The following is a 16503-nucleotide window of genomic DNA, read 5'->3' as shown; positions in this document are numbered from 1 at the left end:
TCCAGATGCTGGCGGGGCTGGCCGCCGGCCTCGTCCTCGGCCTCGCCGCAAGCTGGGCGGCCGGGGGCGCAGGGTGGGTCGAGGCGGTGACGACCTACGTGACCGGACCGCTTGGCCAGATCTTCCTGCGGCTCCTGTTCATGCTCGTCATCCCGCTCCTGTTCGCGGCGCTGGTGACGGGCGTGACCGAGATGGGCGATCTTGCCTCGCTCAAGCGCGTCGGGTTGCGGACGCTCCTCTTCACCGCGGTGCTGTCGACGCTCTCGGTCGTGATCGCCCTCCTACTGGTCAACCTGATCCGACCCGGCGACGGCGTCGATCCGGCGACGGCCAAGGCGATGCTGGAGAGCGCGCGGGAGGGTGCGGGCGCCATCCTCGGCAAGTCGCAAGGGTCGCCGTCGGGCATGGAGAGCGCGCTGGCCATCATTCCCTCGAACGTCGTGCGTGCCGCCGCCGACGATGACATCCTCGCGGTGATGGTGTTCGCGCTTGCCTTCGGCATCGGAATGGTCGTCGCGCCCGAGGACAAGGTCGTTGTGCTCAAGGGCGCGGTCGAGGGGTTGCTCGAGGTCACGCTGACGCTGATCGGCTTCGTCATCCGGCTGGCGCCGATCGCGGTCTTCTGCTTCATGTTCAACCTGACCGCCGAGTTCGGTGCCGACGTGCTCGTTCGCCTGGGCGCGTTTGTTGGCACGGTGATCGGCGCGCTCGCGATCCAGATGGTCGTCGTCTATCCGATCGGCGTCTGGCTGTTCGCGGGCCGCGGGCCGGTCGGCTTTTTCCGCGGCGTCCAGTCGCCGATGCTGATGGCTTTCTCCACCGCCTCGTCCAACGCGACGCTGCCCGCTGCCCTGTCCGCTGCGGAGACCGAGCTGAAGCTGCCGCGCAAGATCGCGCGCTTCGTGCTGACGATCGGCGCCACCGCCAATCAGAACGGCACCGCGATGTTCGAGGGCGTTGCCGTCATCTTCCTCGCTCAGTTCTTCGGCGTCGAACTCAGCCTCGCGCAGCAGGGCAGCGTCATGCTCGTTTGCATTCTCGGCGGCATCGGCACCGCGGGCGTACCGGCGGGCTCGCTGCCGGTCGTCGCGATCATCCTGGCGAGCGTCGGCGTGCCGCCGGTCGCGATCGGGTTGATCCTCGGCGTCGATCGCTTTCTCGACATGTGCCGGACGATGCTCAACGTCACCGGCGACCTCGCCATCGCGACGATGGTCGCGGGGCGGGGCGATCCCAAGGAGAAGACTGCATGATCGTTGCCCTGACCACGCTCGCGCTGGCCGAGGCCGCACAGCCGCGTCTCGATCCGCGCGCTGCCACCTACGAACTGCGCATCTACCACGCCGCGCCGGGCAAGCTCGATGCGCTCAACGCCCGCTTCCGCGGCCATACGCTGGGGCTGTTCGAGAAGCACGGCATGACCAACGTCGCCTACTGGGTCGAGGCGCCGAACGAGAAGTCGCCCGGCGGCCGCGTCGTCTACGTCCTCGCCTATCCCGACCGCACCGCGCGCGAGAAGAGCTGGGCCGCTTTCGTCGCCGATCCCGAATGGAAGCGCGTAGCCGCCGCGTCGGAGGCGAACGGTAAGCTGGTCGCGCGGGTCGAGACGATCTTCATGACGCAGGCGGATTACTCGCCGCCGATTCGGCTGGGAAAGTAGGGCTCTTGCCCTCGCTCGCTGGCAACTTGGGCAATCGACGATGATGAACTTGTATGGCTGGTATTCTTGCTTTCTTCGCCATCTTCACGCTTTCGCTCATGGTGGCGGTGGCCGCTGATCGACGGTGGAACAGGATGCTATTGAGTGTCGTGACCGGTGCCGGTTTTGGCGCGGCAGCGTGGTTCGTCACGACGATGTTGTTCTACTATATCCTGCCGAGCTGAAGAATGCGGATCCCTTGGCAGGCCGCTAGTTGCCCATTCCCTCGGGTACCCATTCGTGATTCTCGACGATCTCCGCCGCCACTGGCCGCCCGCGCGCGTCGCGGGAAGGGCGGAAGCGGAAGCGGCGCTCGATATAATTGCAGGTCAGCGCGTCCAACTCGGCGGTGCCGCTCGACCGGGTGACACGGCAGTCGCGCGCGCGCCCGTCGGGATCGACGCGATAGCGCACGCCCACGCGCCCGCCGATCCCGGCATCGGCAAGGTGCGCGGGGTAGTCGGCATCGGCGATGTCGCCGCGGATCTGGATCGGCGGCGTCTCGTCAGTCCAGCCGCCGCCCTCACCATCGCCCTCGCCGCCCGCGCCGAAGCCGTTGCCGACCCCGCCCGCGCCGGTGCCGGGCCCCGGCACGTCGGCGGCGCCGCTGGTCGCCTGGATGCCCGGCCCCGGCTTCTCGGCGACGACGATCGGCGGCGGGGGCAGGGGAAGGACGACCAGCGGCTTGGGCGCGGTCACTTGCGTGGCCTTCGAGCGGAGGTTCGGCGGCGCCGCCTCGCCCTCGGGTCGCTTATCGCGGCGGGGCGGAGGGATGACGGGGTCGGGTGGCGGAGGCGGCTGCGGCGCGACGTCGAAGGTCTTGAGGCTCTCGACCACGCGGGCGACGGGATCGAAGCCCAGGCCCGCGATCAGCGCCCAGCCGAACAGCGCAGTCGCCACGATCGCGCCGACCGCGCCGGGCACGCGCTCGCGCCCTTGCATCGCGGTATAGCTCACCGAACCGCCCTCGAATTGCGCGCCATCGTCATTATATAGGTCGTGCCGCGCGGCATCTGAACCATGGCTGAGGGGCGGCCTTCGCCCCTTACCCGTCCAAGCCGCCGCGGCGCTTTCCTTTTTTGCCGTCCGGGCGTATAGGCCCGCGACTTTTGCGAACCCCGTGAGGACTGCGTTTGGCCAAGGAAGAACTGCTCGAAATGCGTGGGCGCGTGGTGGAATTGCTCCCCAATGCGATGTTCCGCGTCCGGCTCGAGAATGATCACGAGATCCTGGGGCACACCGCGGGCAAGATGCGCAAGAACCGCATCCGCGTGCTCGTCGGCGACGAGGTGCTGGTCGAGCTGACCCCCTATGACCTGACCAAGGGTCGCATCACCTATCGCTTCATGCCCGGTCGCGGCGGCCCCGGCCCGTCGTCGTCCTGATCCTGCGCCGCTAAGGCTGCGACCCCGTGCAACTCGTGCTCGCCTCCACCTCGCCGCGGCGGCGGGATCTGCTTGCGCGCATCGGTGCGGTGCCCGCGCGCGTCGCTGCCCCCAACATCGACGAATCGCCACTCAAGGGCGAGCTGCCGCGTCCCTATGCCCTCCGTCTTGCCGAGGCCAAGGCGCGCGCGGTGGACCGCGCCGAGGGCGAGATCGTCGTCGCTGGCGACACCACGATCGCGGTCGGGCGCCGCATCCTCCCCCCGGCTGAGACGCCCGAGATCCAGCGCGAGCTTCTCCGCCTCTTGTCGGGCCGCCGTCATCATGCGCTCTCCGCCGTCTGCGTCATCGGCACCGACGGGCGGGCGCGCACCCGCCTGTCCGACACGGTGGTCGCGTTCAAGCGGCTGACCGAGGTCGAGATCGACCGATATGTCGACTGTGGCGAGGGGCTAGGCAAGGCGGGCGGCTATGCCATCCAGGGCCGGGCCGAGGCGTTCGTCCGCTTCCTGTCGGGCAGCCATTCGGGCGTCATCGGCCTGCCGCTCTTCGACACGCGCGCGCTGCTCGAAAGCGCGGGCTTCCCGCTTGGCTGAGTGGCTGTTCGAGGCCGGGATCGGTGAGGCGCGCGCGGCGCTCGTGTCGCGCGGCCGCATCTGGAAGGCGCGGATCGAGGTCGAGGCCAGCGGCCCGCATGAGGGCATGATCGCCCGCGCGCGCCTGATCGAGCGGACCGGCCCGCGCACTGGCAAGGTGGCGCTGCCCGACCGGCAGGGCGAGGCGTTGGTCGAGCCGCTGCCCCCCGGCATCACCCAACGCGCGTCGCTCACCATCCGCATCGTGCGCGAAGGGATTGTCGAGCGCGGCCGCCGCCGGTTGCCCAAGGCCGTCCCTGCCGAGGGCGCGCCGCGCCCCGGCCCGACCTTGCGCGAGCGCATCGCTGCGACCGGCATCCCCGTCATCGACTGTCATGCGCACCAGCCCGACGCGTTCGAGGCGGCGGGCTGGTCGGAGGTGCTCGACGAGGCGATTACCGGCGACATCGCCTTTCCCGGCGGCTGGCTGCGCATGGCGGTGACGCCGGCGATGACGTTGTTCGATGTCGACGGCGCGCCGCCGCACGGGGCCCTGTCGATCGCCGCCGCGCATGCCGCGGCGCAGGCGATTGAGCGGCACGGCATCGGCGGCTCGATCGGCATCGACTTCCCGACGCTGGCCGACAAGGCCGAGCGCAATGCCGCCGCCGCCGCGCTCGACGCCGCGCTGCCGCAGCCGTTCGAGCGGACGGCGATCAACGGCTTCGGCTTCCTTCAGGTCGTACGTCGCCGGATCCGCGCCTCGCTGCCCGAGGCGATCCTCGCCGATCCGGTCGGCCACGCCGCGCGCGCGGCGCTGCGCATCGCGGAGCGGGTTCCCCCGCCGGTGCCCGACACCCATATTGTGCCCGAACCCGTGGCGCGCTGGCTGGCGCGCCGCCCCGACCTGACCGACGAACTTACGCGGCGCAGCGGCGTGGCCGCGCGGTTCGTCGCCGAGGAACCGCGATGAAGACGACGAAGGGCTGCCCGATCTGCGACCGCCCCGCCCAGGCCGACCATGCGCCCTTCTGCTCGCAGGGATGCCGCGACCGCGACCTGCTGCGGTGGCTGGGCGAGGGCTATCGCCTGCCCGGCCGGCCCGCCGATCCGATGGAGATGGATGGGCTGGACAGGGGCGATTCGCGCGACTAAGAGGCCCCCTCCCAGCGGCCCCAGCGGCCGCGACGCCCGTGCCCGGGTAGCTCAGTTGGTAGAGCATGCGACTGAAAATCGCAGTGTCGGCGGTTCGACTCCGTCCCCGGGCACCACTTTTCTGACCGGACCCGCTAGAAACAGCGGGCTGACCCGCTAACGTGCCCTCAAACCTGATTACGGTACTCAAAATGAGGGTGCCCGGGATATTTCATATCCGCCCGCGGTTTTTTAGGCGCCCGCAAACTGTTGGCGTTATCGGTTGGCTGGCTTCAAAGGGGAACGTTAGAAGGCGGCGGCACGGGATAGACAAAGCCAATCGATCGGCAGTCGCGACCCACAAGCGGTCACTCGCCGCCAAATTTTGCGGCTCTCAGAAGCCGACGCTTGTTCATACTTTGAATCTCGCGTCACCGAGGCCCCTAGGAACAGGCGGCTAGCGGGAATTGGCAGGAACGCTAGAAGACTACGACGCTCTGTTACGTCGCCGCCCGCTCTTCGCCGGCCGGAAGCTCGATCGCAGGCCAAGCTGCAGCGCGGACGTTTCTGCGAGGAGACGATGACCGACATCGTGACCGACGCGCTCGCCGGACCGGGCTGTTGATAGAGTATCCGAGCGAGCTGGACACCGGCGGTGACCTGGATCTCAGTCTGTAGGCGAATTCCCAGCCGCGACGGCAGGAGCTTCTTCAGGTGCCGCCTTCGCTGCCTGCTGACTAGGTCGTTTGAGCGCATTCGCGGGCGGACGGATCACCTGTTCGAGAGTCGCTCGGTCTTCGTCGTCGCGACCGCGCAAGTTCAATGCCACGCCTGCCTTCCCGGCATCCTGCGGGTTCAGCTTGTTGGTGGTGTCGAGGTTCAGGCCCACTAGCATGAACTGCGGGCCCGGTGGATTGCGGGCGGGTCGCTCGGGGGCGAACCATTTCGTGCCACCCATCTTGGTGATGTTGACCCCTCGCGTGAGCATGGTCGGCAGGTCGCCCGAACGCTGCAAATCCCGGAAGGCGCCTCGCGAGGCTGGGTAGGTCTCGGCTGCATCGATGGCTACGAGCGCCTCGTGCAGCGCCACGCTGGCCGTGGCCCGCATGACGAGTTTCTTGCTTGTATTCCCCTGCTTGTCCCTGCCGGACCAGATCATTCCGCCATCCGCGAGCTCCGGGACTTCTACCGGCACCAGCTCTCCGTCGGTGTTGGTTCGGAACGCCTCGATTGCGACGGGGAAGACCGCGGGCAGCGGTGCCAGGAGCCCGACTCCACGGGCCCGCTGATGACGCGGATCTTCATCGATCCGGCCACGATCAACAGGGTCGCTCAACTGCAATTCGACGTGACTGCCTACCCGACGTTCGACTTCGACAAGCGGATCAACCGCCGAGACGCTGAAGAGATGCTCAACGTTGACCCTTCAACGTTCTCGCGCGCAGTTAAGAATGGCGAACTACCGCGTTGCATCGGCGGGACATACGATCGGTTCGAAGTGCTCGACCTCGCCCGGACAAGGCTATCAGTAAGCGAGGCGTTAGCACGATGGGCGTCCGGCAGCCGCAGGTTGCCCCTATCTTTGAAGGGTAGGGGCGCGCCTATCCGCACCGGAATGTTAGGTTGGAGCCGCGCGGAAGCCCAGGACGTGATGGCATCATAGACGATCGCGTGAGCTTTACATTTTAGGATGATTGCCGCGTGGACGCCTAAGTAATGAAGGATGCCGTCAAAGGCTGAACCGCCCCAGGTTTGCCGGAGGCTGCGGGTTGTGAGTTACGCTGCCATATCCAGGTTCTCCGCGGCAGCATAATATTGCTCTTCGGCTTCAGCAGGCGGGATGTTGCCGATGGGTTTGAGCAGGCGACGATGGTTGAACCAGTCGACCCATTCGAGCGTGGCGTATTCGACAGCTTCGAAGGTGCGCCACGGCCCACGCCTGTGGATCACCTCGGCTTTATAGAGGCCGTTGATCGTCTCGGCCAAAGCGTTGTCGTAGCTGTCGCCGACGCTGCCAACCGATGGCTCGATCCCGGCTTCGGCGAGGCGCTCGGTGTACTTGATGGACACGTATTGCGATCCCCGGTCGCTGTGATGGACGAGACCGCCCCGATGGGCTGGCCGGCGATCATGGAGAGCCTGCTCCAGGGCATCGAGGACGAAGCTGGCATGCGCCGTTCTGCGCGCCCGACATCCCACGATCCGCCTGGCGTAGGTGTCTATGGCGAAGGCGACGTAGACGAAGCCCGCCCAGGTCGCGACGTAGGTGAAGTCGGACACCCACAGCATGTTCGGCGCTGGCGCGTAGAACGTGCGGTTGACGTGATCCAGCGGGCACGGCGCTGCCTTGTCGCTCATCGTCGTGCGAACCGGCTTGCCCCGGATCACGCCCTGCAGACCCATATCGCGCATCAGCCGCTCGATGGTGCAGCGGGCGACCGGGAAGCCCTCGCGCATCATCTGCCGCCGGACCTTGCGGACGCCATAGATCGCAAAGTTCTCGGCGAACACGCGCGCCACTTCGGGTTTGAAAGCCTGATCCCGTTGCGCCCGCGCCGACAGGCGCATGGAATTTCGTCGTTACGCGACATGCTCAAAATACGTCGATGGGGCGATCGGCAAGAAGCGGCAGATCGGCTCGACCCCATAGACATCGCGGTGATCGTCGATGAAGGCGATCATCGCCGGAACGGGCGGTCGAGCTCCGCCTGGGCAAATACGCGGATGCCTTGCGCAGGATCTCGTTGGCCTGGCGCAACTCACGGACTTCGCGCTCCAGCGCCTTCATCTTGTCGGCAATTTCGGTCGGGACGCCAGCGCGCTTGCCGCAGTTCACCTCCGCCTTCTTTACCCATTCATGCAGCGTCTGCGGCACGCACCCGATCTTCTCCGCAATGGAAACCACCGCTGCCCATGGGGAGGGGTGATCGCGCTCGTGATCCAGCATCATCCGTACCGCTCGCTCGCGGACTCGGGCGCAAATTTGTTCGTCGTCTTGCTCATACAGGCTCCACCTTCTCAGGAGTTGGAGCCTCCGACAAACCCGGGGCGGTTCACTGCGCTCCCAACGCTGAGGGCATAGACATTTTCTTCCCGCCCGTGCTCAATGCAACCGCAGGGGAGGAAGCGTTGTCCACTAAGAAGTTGCCTTTTATCTCGTCCGTAAACCTCGTCCCGATTGACGGGCGAAACGTGGTACCGACGACGATTTTCTACGATTCCGACAAGCGTGCCCACATCGGCTTTGACGCTCGTGAGAAATGCAGCGCTCCAGAGCAGCTTCTCGAAGACTTTAAGGTTCAGCTGGGCCAACACGATCCAGACGCGATAACGAAGCGGTCTTCCGGCACGGCTCATGCTCCGCGCACCACGGTAGCTGGTATCGCACAAGACTTTTTCAGGGCCCTGTTAACGAAGGTGAATTCCGCTCTCGAGCTTCAGGGCCGCCCGCTACCGAAGAGCCTGCTGATAGCCGAACCGCTTGCGCTTAGCGGTATCGACATGGCTGAGGAGAACTGGCTCTCCAACTATCGCCGTGCGATCCGTCGAATACTTCACGGCCGCTTTGAGCAGATCGATTTTCTTCCCGACCCGTTCGCAGTATTTCAGTATTATCGGTATGGTCTCAGACATCCAATTATTGCAGAGCATCGCAAACACATCGTCCTAGTGCTAGACTTCGGCGGCGGAACATTCAACATTTCCGTCGTCGAAACGACCAAGACTGGTGATGTGAGCCAGTCGGGCGTGAACAGTCGACCACTCAGTGCTAAGTCGGTGCAGGTCGGCGGGTTCGCTATCAATCGGCTGCTCGCAGCGGATTTGATGATGAAGGCTGTCGAGAAAGACATTCGGGCAGAGGTCAGAAAGTCGATCGAGCGTGCAGATCGCATCAAGACGCCGGACGAATTGACCGAATTGGCAGAGAGGCAACAAACTTTTTATCGTCACTATCGACGCCTCCTGCAGACAGTCGAGTCCGCGAAATTGTCGGTGTGTAACTTGATAGCCAACTGGAATCTTCAGGCAGATCTATCCGGCATCACACCGTTCCCGATTCAAGTTGCGGTTGATCCGTATGATCCCGCGTCACGTATGGCGACGCTTAAGCTCGACGCCGGCATGTTGCGCCACGCCTTCGAGGAGAATGTGTGGAAGGCGAAGCTGCGGGATGCTGTGAAAAAAAGCGCTTGAGCGCGCAGCTAAGGAACTCAAGGGTCAGGAAATCTCGGTCGTCCTGCTATCCGGCGGCTCTTCGAACATCCGTTGGCTCTCAAAGCTGCTCGAACGGGACCTAGGAAAAGTCGAACTGGCGCACGCGGAAATTCTGCAGCTCAGCGAGAACTTCCAGGAAATCGTTGCAAAGGGTTTGGCGACAGAGTGCGCGAGACGCTTCTACACGGAGGGGCAAGGCGATTTTCGGGCGGTCACCTACAATCGACTTTGCCTTGCCCTGCGACCAGACGACGGCGAACTCGAAATCCGGCGCGCTAGGCCGCTCGCTTTCGAACTCGCTGGAGGCGCGGCCGACGGGTTTGACGCAGGTGTGCTACTACCCTCTGCAAGCAGCCTGCGCGGTCTTGTCGGCACCCTCCTCCTTTGGAAAGTCCGACTAAACAGCCCGCCGAAGCGTCTTCTGGAATACTTTTTCATGAGATCGTCGTTCGACCCTGACGATCTCGAAGCACGTCACAATATCGTCGAGACTCGCGCCTACACACCCAAGAACACACGTTTCGCAGGTTCTATCGAGGTCGAACTGACCGTTAGGGAAGACGGAACGGCGATCCCCAGGTTCATATACGGCCGCAGCGATCGCTTTGAAGGTTTCATCGCGGAAGGAAAACCTTTCCACATCGACATGACGTTTGCTTCCGATGAGGATGGCGGCTCTACATATCTCGGCCTTGACTTCGGTGCTAGCGCGTCCGCCTGCTCGATTGTCGACAGCTCCGACGTCCAGATGATCCAAGAAAGGGCGCGCTCTCCCGGGTGGCGCGAACTCTCCGAGCTACTTTCGGTGTTGCCATATCCGGTGGCGGCACCGCTTGCACGCTTCGTGTCCGAACGTGATGCCGACAAACGCGTTCAAAAGGGCCGCGACGCAGCCGACTCGCTTCTGACGCTAGCAGCGTATCTCGCTTATGCGGATTTCTGCGCCACCAAGGGAGGCGGGAGCATGTTTAAGGGTTTCGCTCAGCGGTCCGCAGGACCTTTGTGGCATCTCTTAAAAAACGTCGTCGGCACTAATCAAGCTAAGCTTGATTTCGCGACCTCACTTGCCGCTCTCCTCAAACCGGAAAATATAGAGCAGATCGATGGCTGGACTTCAGGTCTAAATGCGGAAAAACATGGTTGGCGCCAAGTAGTTGATTGGATCGGTATTCTCAGTCTTCTCGGCAACCACGTTGCGCGAGCATTCGAAACGAACCGTCTGGGAGTGTTCGAAGGTGTGGTCCCCAAGCGGTTCCATCCTGGCAGCTACGTCGGAGTTTTCCGAGTGCTGCACGGCTCCGCCCAGACCTTTGTTGACGTGCTGGACTATGAAGGCTCGCAACCGTTCTCCGACGAGCTCGTCTACCTAGTCGATCCTGTCCGTGGTCGCGCTCTTCCGCTCAGTCCTCTCTACTTGTGGGGTCTCGAGCGCGAGGCGCTCGATCCGGGGGCAGTCGACATGTACGAATACGACACGGAGCGACGCGGCGATTTCAATTTCAAAACTACTCAACCGTCGGAGGGGCTTCAGGTAAGTTCGGGCGGCGAATGGTCTGGCCTGCATGCACAGCTAGCGGCGATGCGCGCTAGCGACCAGCGCTGCGCCGTTGTCGAAGGGCTGTCGCTGACCCAGTACGAGAGTCAATCCGCAGCCAGGAACAGTTGCCTTAGTGCAAGCCAGTGCCAACCATGCGTCTCTCGCCAGCGCGCTTTCATGCAATAGCCGCGTAGTGCGATGGGCAAGGCCGCGTACTACCTACCGTGCCGTCCCGAGCATTAGAGCCTGTTATCGGGTTTCAACCGAGAAGATGTTGTCGTAAGCGGGTTTCACGCTATGGGTTTTTCGTCGCAGCTCTGATTTCACGAGTGGAGCGCGGGAAATCCTTAGCGGGTCCGATTATTTTCCCATCGCGGAACGCTCCGGCCCGCAAGCGCCAGGCTCTCGGGCCGGGTCGTGCCTTCACATGTCGGCGGCGACGGGGCGGACGATCACCTCGTTGATGTCGACGCCCTCGGGCTGTTCGAGCGCGTAACGCACCGCACGGGCGACCGCATCGGGGGTCAGCGACTTCTGGCGCCAGCCCTTGAGCGCCGCGGCGACCGCGGGGTCGGTGATGTCGTGGCCGAGCTCGGTCGCGACGACACCGGGCGAGATCAGCGTCGAGCGGATCTCGTCATGCTCCTGGCGCAGCCCCTCGGTGACCGCGCGGACCATGTGCTTCGTCCCGCAATAGACCGCGGCGGTGGGGAGAACGATGTGAGCCGCCACCGAGGCGACGTTGATGACATGACCATGCCCTTGCGCGACGAAGCGCGGCAGCACCGCGGCGATGCCGTTGAGCACGCCGTGGACGTTGACGTCGATCATCCGCTTCCACTCGTCACGCTTCAAGGCGGCGAGCGGCGACAGCGGCATCACGCCGGCATTGTTGACCAGCACGTCGATCCGCCCGAATTGCGCCTCAGCCGCGGCGACGAATGCCTCGAAATCGTCGCCGTCGGTGACGTCTAGGGTGCGCCATGCGGCGTTCTCGCCGAGTTCGCCCGTGAGCGCTTCCAGCCGGTCGGCGCGCCGCGCGCCGATGAACAGCCGCGCGCCCGCCTGTGCCAGCTCGCGCGCGGTGGCCTCGCCGATCCCGCTCGAAGCCCCGGTGATGAGCACGACCTTGTCGATGTTCCGCGTCATGATGATGCTTCCTTTCGCTTGAAGTGACGCGATCCAGATGGTCCCGGGAGGGGACCGGGCGGTAGCTCGATCGTCCGAACGCTTTGCCCGATCCTTCAGAACTAGGTGCCGGCGCTTGCGTCGTCCCGGCCGATAAGGGATCAGCGTCCGCATGGAACCGATCGAGGGACTCGCGCGCGCGATCGAGCGCCACGTTGAGGGAACCGGCATCTGCTCTACCGCAATGCCGCGAGTGTCGCTGATCCGCGCGGACCGGCCAAGCACGCCCACCCCCGCGGTCTACGAAGCCTCGCTTTGCCTGATCGCCCAGGGATCGAAGCGGGTATCGATCGGCGAGCAGAGCCTGATCTACGACGCCTCGCGCTATCTGATCGTGTCGGTCGATCTGCCGCTGGTCGGCCATGTGATCGAGGCGAGCGCGTCGCGCCCCTATCTCTGTTGCAAGATCGACCTCGATCCCGGAATCGTCGCCGACCTGATGACCGAGGCGGGCGAGCGGGCGGCGCCGCGCGGCGACCTGCCGGTGCTCGGCGTCTATTCGGGCGACCCGGACCTGATCGATGCGGCGTGCCGGCTGGTGCGGCTGCTCGACCGGCCCGAGACGATCGGTACGCTCGCCCCGCTGATCGAGCGCGAAATCGCCTATCGCCTTCTCAACGGGCCGCACGGGCCGATGCTGCGTCACGTCGCGACCGCGGGCAGCCATCTCAACCAGGTCAGTCGCGCGATCGCCGCGATCCGCCGCCGCTTCGACGCGCCAATCCGAATCGAGGAGGTCGCCGCACAGGCGGGGATGAGTCCCTCGTCGCTCCACGCACATTTCAAGGCCATCACGCGGATGACGCCGCTCGAATATCAAAAGCAATTGCGGCTGCAGGAAGCGCGGCGGCTGATGCTGGCGGGCGGCGCGACCGCGGGCGCGGCGAGTTTCGCCGTTGGCTATGAGAGCCCATCGCAGTTCAGCCGCGAATATCGCCGCCTGTTCGGCGCCCCGCCGCGGCAGGATATCGAGCGACTGCAGGCGGCCGCCGCACCCGCCATGGCGCTCTGATTTCGGGCCAATTTGTAAGCGATGCCTACGCACCGTATATGGGCGGTATGGCCACCGTCCTCGAACACCCCGCGACTCAGAGCGATTGCGCGCCAGCGCACAAGGGCCGCCCGCGCGGTTTCTGCACCGACACCGCGCTCGCTGCGGCGCTACGGGTATTCTGGACCAAGGGCTATGAGGGCGCCTCGATCAGCGACCTCACCGAGGCGATGGGGATCACGCGCCCCAGCATGTATGCCGCGTTCGGCAACAAGGAATCGCTCTTCCGCCACGCGCTCGACCTCTATGAGCGCGAGAAGCTCGATTATGTCGGGCGCGCGCTCGCCGCGCCGACCGCGCGCGGCGTCGCCGAGCGGATGATGCGCGGTGGGATCGAGGCACAGACCAGCGACTGCGCCGCCAAGGGCTGTCTCAGCGTCATCTCCATCCTGCCGTGCGGCGACGATGCCGTGACGATTCGCGAGGAAGTGATCGCGCGGCGCGCCTCCTCGCACGCGGCAATGCTCGCGCGGTTCGAGCGCGCGCAGGCCGAGGGCGATTTCGGCGACGAACTCGCGCCCGGCGATCTCATCAACTATCTCTTGGCAGTGCTTCAAGGGCTCGCCGTCCAGGCGAGCGGCGGTGCCCCGCGCGAGCAGCTCGAGCGGACCGTCGAACTGACGCTCCGGACCTGGCCGACGCAATAGCACCGACCCGCTGAACTTTTTTCTGTACCGGGCGGTATAGAAGGATTGACGCGGGCTGAACGGACTTCTATACCGCTTGGTATGGAAGTCGGGTTCGCCCCCTTCCACCATTGGCAATCAGGCGGCGTTCGGCGGCGCGCGGGCCCCTCGGCTCGCGATGACGGCGTGCGTCCGGGTTCAGGGAAGGACGTTTCATGGCATATCTTCAGTTCGCCGAAGCCGCAGCCGGCAGCGCCGTCGCCCCTGCGCCCGCGCCGACCGCCTTTCGCGCCAAGCCCTCCTTCAGCCCGCTCGAATGGTCGGTGATCGCACTCGCACGCCGCGACCGGGTGTCCTCGCTGCGCGAACCTGGCCGCGTCGCCATGGCGATGGGCGTGCTGTTCGGCGAGCGGCCCAATCCGCGTCTGGCCGATCCGAAGCTCGAGGCGCTGCGCCGCATGGCGGTGCTCAGCTGGCGGCACGGGTACGAGGTCGATACCTCCGAGATCCGCCGCTTCGTCGAGGCGGGCTACGATCTGCGCCAGTATGAGCTGATGGTCGACAGCATCGCCGCCGACGCCTCGCGCGCCCGCCAGCGCCGCCGCGCCGCCTGAATTGCTTGCCCCCGCGGCCGAAGCGGGGCAGGCGGGCAGGATGCTCGTCGAGATCGGCCGCTATAACCGCATCGAAGCGCACGTCGTCGTTGGCGCGCTCGAGGCCGCGGGCATCCCCGCAGTCGCCTTCGACGGCGAGATGAGCCTGGGCGAGGGCAGCGCCTTCCTCATTCCCGTTCGCGTCATGATCGACGCCGACGACGAGCGCGAAGCCCGCGCGGTGATTGCCGAGGCGCTCGGCGGGTAGCAGACGCCGCCCCTACTTGGGGGGCGGCCGGGTTTTCCCGCCAACCCTGCCACAAAAACAGGCAGCTTCTCGCGCCTGCACAAATTTCACACTTTCGTAACGAAGCGGCCCGGCGCGCAACGCCTGTAAAGCCGCGCTTTTCGGTTTGGCACGCGCTTTGCGAAGCCTGTCTTCGGGAAACAGCCGAGGGGGCGACATGAAGCTAGTCATCGCCATCATCAAACCGTTCAAGCTCGACGAGGTGCGCGAGGCGCTTACCGAGATCGGCGTGGCGGGCATGACCGTCAGCGAGGTGAAGGGGTTCGGTCGCCAGAAGGGCCAGACCGAAATCTATCGCGGCGCTGAATATTCCACGAACATGGTGCCCAAGATCAAGGTCGAGGTCGTCTGCGCTTCCGACCTCGCGCCGCGCGTGGTCGAGGCGGTGCAGGCCGCCGCCAACACCGGCGCGATCGGCGACGGCAAGATCTTCGTGCTCGACGTCGGTCAGGCGGTCCGCATCCGCACCGGCGAAACCGACCAGACCGCGCTTTGAAGGGGGAACCGATGAAGCGATTGATTGCACCCTTTGCCGCCGGGGCCGCAAGCCTCGTGGCGGCGGCGCCCGCCTGGGCGCAGGAAGCCGCACCGGCGGCGTTCGTTCCGACGGCCGAGATGGTCAACAAGGGCGACGTCGCCTGGATGCTGGTGGCTTCCGCCTTCGTTCTCATGATGTCGGTGCCGGCGCTGGCCCTGTTCTATGGCGGGCTTGTCCGCACCAAGAACATGCTGTCGGTGCTGATGCAGGTGCTCACGATAGTATGCGTCGCGGCACTGGTCTGGTTCGGATGGGGCTATTCGATGGCCTTCACCTCGACCGGCACGCCGTTCCCCAAGCTGTTCGGCGGGCTGGACAAGGCATTCCTGGCGGGCGTGAGCCCCTCGACCTTCGCCGCCACCTTCTCCAACGGCGTCTATCTGCCCGAATATGTGTTCGTCATCTTCCAGATGACCTTCGCGTGCATCACGCCCGCGCTGATTGTCGGCGCGTTCGCCGAACGGGTGAAGTTCACGCCGCTCATCATCTTTACGGTGCTGTGGCTCACGCTCGCCTATTTCCCGATCGCGCACATGGTCTGGTACTGGGCCGGTCCCGACTTCCTGAACGCGGCGCCGGATGACAGCGGCCTGCTCTGGGGCTGGGGCGCGCTCGACTTCGCCGGCGGCACCGTGGTGCACATCAACGCGGGGCTCGCTGGCCTTATCGGCTGCCTGGTGATCGGTCCGCGCCTCGGCTTCAAGCACGAGCCGATGCCGCCGCACAGCCTCGTCATGACGATGATCGGCGCGTCGCTGCTTTGGATCGGCTGGTTCGGCTTCAATGCGGGGTCGGGGCTCGAGGCCAATGCGTTCGGCGCGCTCGCCTTCATCAACACCTTCACGGCAACGGCCGGGGCGGGCGTCACCTGGGCGGTGATCGAGCAGATCGTCCACAAGAAGCCATCGCTGCTGGGTGCGGCCTCGGGGGTCGTCGCCGGCCTGGTCGCCATCACGCCCGCGGCGGGCTTCGCCCATCCGGGCACCGCGATCATCCTCGGCGCCGTCGCCTCTGCCATCTGCTTCGTGTTCGTGACCAAGGTGAAGAACGCGCTGAACTATGACGACTCGCTCGACGTGTTCGGCATCCACTGCGTCGGCGGCATCGTCGGGGCGATCGGTACCGGTATCGTCGCCGATCCGTCGCTCGGCGGCCAGGGCTGGATCGACTATACCGCGCCGGTGGCCAAGGCGGGTGCCTATGACATGGCCGCGCAGGTGATGACGCAGCTCTGGGCGGTCGGTACCACGGTCGTGTGGACGGGCATCGTCTCGACCGTGCTGTTCCTCGGTCTGAAGTACACCATCGGTCTGCGTCCCACTGCCGAAGTCGAAGCCGAGGGCCTCGACATCAACGAGCATGGCGAGCGGGCCTACAACCTCTGACTTTCACGACTTCGGGACCGGCGTCCCTTTCTCCGCCGGTCCCGTCCCCGGGTTCCTCCTGCGGACGACTTGGCCGGTGCAGCGATGCACCGGCCTTCTTTTTTTGAAGTCGCGGTGCCGGCCCGTAGCGGGTGAACAGCGCCCGCGCTGTTCAGATCATCGCGGCGCGATGATCGGCCCGGCTACGCCCCCACCCGGCCACCCACAAATCATCCTGATGGGCGGTCGGGTGGCGGAGCGGGCCGGCACCGCTATCCAGCGTGAGCCGGA

Annotated in this window: 18 protein-coding genes, 1 tRNA gene, 1 pseudogene and 1 other annotated feature; of the genes and pseudogenes, 16 read left to right on the top strand and 4 right to left on the bottom strand. The window is 65.3% G+C overall.

Going from position 1 to position 16503, the window contains the following annotated elements; all coding sequences use genetic code 11:
* Window positions 1-5 precede the first annotated feature (5 nt).
* Genes COC42_RS09315 through COC42_RS17655 form a run of 3 tightly spaced genes read left to right on the top strand, consistent with a single transcriptional unit; the run spans window position 6 to window position 1884 of the window.
* Window positions 6-1253 carry a dicarboxylate/amino acid:cation symporter gene (locus COC42_RS09315; protein ID WP_096343211.1) on the top strand — a complete coding sequence of 416 codons (1248 nt, stop codon included), beginning with the start codon at window positions 6-8 and terminating at the stop codon, window positions 1251-1253.
* Entirely contained in the window at window positions 1250-1660 is a 411-nt protein-coding gene (locus tag COC42_RS09310; RefSeq protein WP_096342837.1) for an NIPSNAP family protein, read from the top strand. Before COC42_RS09315 ends, COC42_RS09310 begins: the two co-directional genes overlap by 4 nt.
* Window positions 1661-1713: 53 nt before the next feature.
* Complete coding sequence (locus tag COC42_RS17655; protein ID WP_176484602.1) at window positions 1714-1884, top strand: hypothetical protein; 171 nt, start codon at window positions 1714-1716, stop codon at window positions 1882-1884.
* Window positions 1885-1909: 25 nt separating this feature from the next.
* On the opposite strand, the gene COC42_RS18085 is transcribed toward COC42_RS17655, so the two are convergent.
* Complete coding sequence (locus tag COC42_RS18085) at window positions 1910-2656, bottom strand: energy transducer TonB (protein ID WP_281253085.1); 747 nt, start codon at window positions 2654-2656, stop codon at window positions 1910-1912.
* Between the two features lie 176 nt (window positions 2657-2832).
* On the opposite strand from COC42_RS18085, the gene infA reads away from it, so the two are divergent.
* From infA to COC42_RS09280, 5 genes are all read left to right on the top strand, one after another.
* A complete protein-coding gene (gene infA / locus COC42_RS09300) occupies window positions 2833-3084 on the top strand; it encodes a translation initiation factor IF-1 (RefSeq protein ID WP_096342836.1) in 252 nt (83 codons plus the stop codon).
* A gap of 26 nt (window positions 3085-3110) precedes the next feature.
* Window positions 3111-3680: a Maf family protein gene (locus COC42_RS09295; protein ID WP_096342835.1), complete on the top strand. Its 570-nt coding sequence runs from the start codon at window positions 3111-3113 to the stop codon at window positions 3678-3680.
* On the top strand, window positions 3673-4632 hold the full coding sequence (locus COC42_RS09290) for a ribonuclease (protein WP_096342834.1): 960 nt from the start codon (window positions 3673-3675) through the stop codon (window positions 4630-4632). Before COC42_RS09295 ends, COC42_RS09290 begins: the two co-directional genes overlap by 8 nt.
* On the top strand, window positions 4629-4814 hold the full coding sequence (gene yacG / locus COC42_RS09285) for a DNA gyrase inhibitor YacG (RefSeq protein ID WP_096342833.1): 186 nt from the start codon (window positions 4629-4631) through the stop codon (window positions 4812-4814). Before COC42_RS09290 ends, yacG begins: the two co-directional genes overlap by 4 nt.
* 40 nt (window positions 4815-4854) lie before the next feature.
* Window positions 4855-4930: transfer RNA gene (locus COC42_RS09280), tRNA-Phe, on the top strand.
* A gap of 530 nt (window positions 4931-5460) precedes the next feature.
* On the opposite strand, the gene COC42_RS09275 is transcribed toward COC42_RS09280, so the two are convergent.
* Together COC42_RS09275 and COC42_RS09270 are read right to left on the bottom strand one after the other, a co-directional pair.
* Window positions 5461-6129, bottom strand: coding sequence for a hypothetical protein (locus COC42_RS09275; RefSeq protein ID WP_096342832.1), 669 nt, complete (start codon window positions 6127-6129; stop codon window positions 5461-5463).
* Between the two features lie 440 nt (window positions 6130-6569).
* Window positions 6570-7796 (bottom strand): annotated as a pseudogene (locus COC42_RS09270) (IS3 family transposase).
* Window positions 7401-7516 (bottom strand) — a sequence feature (AL1L pseudoknot). (Overlaps the previous pseudogene by 116 nt.)
* 126 nt (window positions 7797-7922) lie before the next feature.
* On the opposite strand from COC42_RS09270, the gene COC42_RS09265 reads away from it, so the two are divergent.
* Together COC42_RS09265 and COC42_RS17440 are read left to right on the top strand one after the other, a co-directional pair.
* Window positions 7923-8987, top strand: coding sequence for an acetate and sugar kinases/Hsc70/actin family protein (locus COC42_RS09265; protein ID WP_141395823.1), 1065 nt, complete (start codon window positions 7923-7925; stop codon window positions 8985-8987).
* Window positions 8988-9444: 457 nt separating this feature from the next.
* Complete coding sequence (locus tag COC42_RS17440; RefSeq protein WP_141395822.1) at window positions 9445-10731, top strand: hypothetical protein; 1287 nt, start codon at window positions 9445-9447, stop codon at window positions 10729-10731.
* Between the two features lie 237 nt (window positions 10732-10968).
* On the opposite strand, the gene COC42_RS09255 is transcribed toward COC42_RS17440, so the two are convergent.
* Complete coding sequence (locus COC42_RS09255; protein ID WP_096342829.1) at window positions 10969-11694, bottom strand: SDR family oxidoreductase; 726 nt, start codon at window positions 11692-11694, stop codon at window positions 10969-10971.
* Between the two features lie 151 nt (window positions 11695-11845).
* Here COC42_RS09255 and COC42_RS09250 point away from each other — a divergent pair, with 151 nt between their 5' ends.
* From COC42_RS09250 to COC42_RS09225, 6 genes are all read left to right on the top strand, one after another.
* Complete coding sequence (locus COC42_RS09250) at window positions 11846-12745, top strand: AraC family transcriptional regulator (RefSeq protein ID WP_096342828.1); 900 nt, start codon at window positions 11846-11848, stop codon at window positions 12743-12745.
* Window positions 12746-12792: 47 nt separating this feature from the next.
* On the top strand, window positions 12793-13431 hold the full coding sequence (locus COC42_RS09245) for a TetR/AcrR family transcriptional regulator (protein ID WP_096343209.1): 639 nt from the start codon (window positions 12793-12795) through the stop codon (window positions 13429-13431).
* Between the two features lie 194 nt (window positions 13432-13625).
* Entirely contained in the window at window positions 13626-14024 is a 399-nt protein-coding gene (locus tag COC42_RS09240) for a hypothetical protein (protein ID WP_096342827.1), read from the top strand.
* Between the two features lie 40 nt (window positions 14025-14064).
* Window positions 14065-14271: a putative signal transducing protein gene (locus COC42_RS09235; RefSeq protein ID WP_096343208.1), complete on the top strand. Its 207-nt coding sequence runs from the start codon at window positions 14065-14067 to the stop codon at window positions 14269-14271.
* A 196-nt stretch (window positions 14272-14467) separates the two neighbouring features.
* On the top strand, window positions 14468-14806 hold the full coding sequence (locus tag COC42_RS09230) for a P-II family nitrogen regulator (RefSeq protein ID WP_096342826.1): 339 nt from the start codon (window positions 14468-14470) through the stop codon (window positions 14804-14806).
* Window positions 14807-14817: 11 nt separating this feature from the next.
* Window positions 14818-16233: an ammonium transporter gene (locus COC42_RS09225; RefSeq protein ID WP_096342825.1), complete on the top strand. Its 1416-nt coding sequence runs from the start codon at window positions 14818-14820 to the stop codon at window positions 16231-16233.
* The last annotated feature ends 270 nt before the right edge of the window (window positions 16234-16503 follow it).

The sequence above is a fragment of the Sphingomonas spermidinifaciens genome (genome assembly GCF_002351485.1).
Taxonomy (GTDB): domain Bacteria; phylum Pseudomonadota; class Alphaproteobacteria; order Sphingomonadales; family Sphingomonadaceae; genus Sphingomonas; species Sphingomonas spermidinifaciens.
This window is presented reverse-complemented; position numbering and strand designations above follow the sequence as displayed.

Bases quoted from the DNA above. Each gene is read 5' to 3' on its own strand.
- COC42_RS09315 (WP_096343211.1), top strand. From the start codon at position 6: ATGCTGGCGGGGCTGGCCGCCGGCCTCGTCCTCGGCCTCGCCGCAAGC.
- COC42_RS09310 (WP_096342837.1), top strand. From the start codon at position 1,250: ATGATCGTTGCCCTGACCACGCTCGCGCTGGCCGAGGCCGCACAGCCG.
- COC42_RS17655 (WP_176484602.1), top strand. From the start codon at position 1,714: ATGGCTGGTATTCTTGCTTTCTTCGCCATCTTCACGCTTTCGCTCATG.
- yacG (WP_096342833.1), top strand. From the start codon at position 4,629: ATGAAGACGACGAAGGGCTGCCCGATCTGCGACCGCCCCGCCCAGGCC.
- COC42_RS17440 (WP_141395822.1), top strand. From the start codon at position 9,445: ATGAGATCGTCGTTCGACCCTGACGATCTCGAAGCACGTCACAATATC.
- COC42_RS09255 (WP_096342829.1), bottom strand. From the start codon at position 11,694: ATGACGCGGAACATCGACAAGGTCGTGCTCATCACCGGGGCTTCGAGC.
- COC42_RS09250 (WP_096342828.1), top strand. From the start codon at position 11,846: ATGGAACCGATCGAGGGACTCGCGCGCGCGATCGAGCGCCACGTTGAG.
- COC42_RS09245 (WP_096343209.1), top strand. From the start codon at position 12,793: ATGGCCACCGTCCTCGAACACCCCGCGACTCAGAGCGATTGCGCGCCA.
- COC42_RS09240 (WP_096342827.1), top strand. From the start codon at position 13,626: ATGGCATATCTTCAGTTCGCCGAAGCCGCAGCCGGCAGCGCCGTCGCC.
- COC42_RS09235 (WP_096343208.1), top strand. From the start codon at position 14,065: ATGCTCGTCGAGATCGGCCGCTATAACCGCATCGAAGCGCACGTCGTC.
- COC42_RS09230 (WP_096342826.1), top strand. From the start codon at position 14,468: ATGAAGCTAGTCATCGCCATCATCAAACCGTTCAAGCTCGACGAGGTG.
- COC42_RS09225 (WP_096342825.1), top strand. From the start codon at position 14,818: ATGAAGCGATTGATTGCACCCTTTGCCGCCGGGGCCGCAAGCCTCGTG.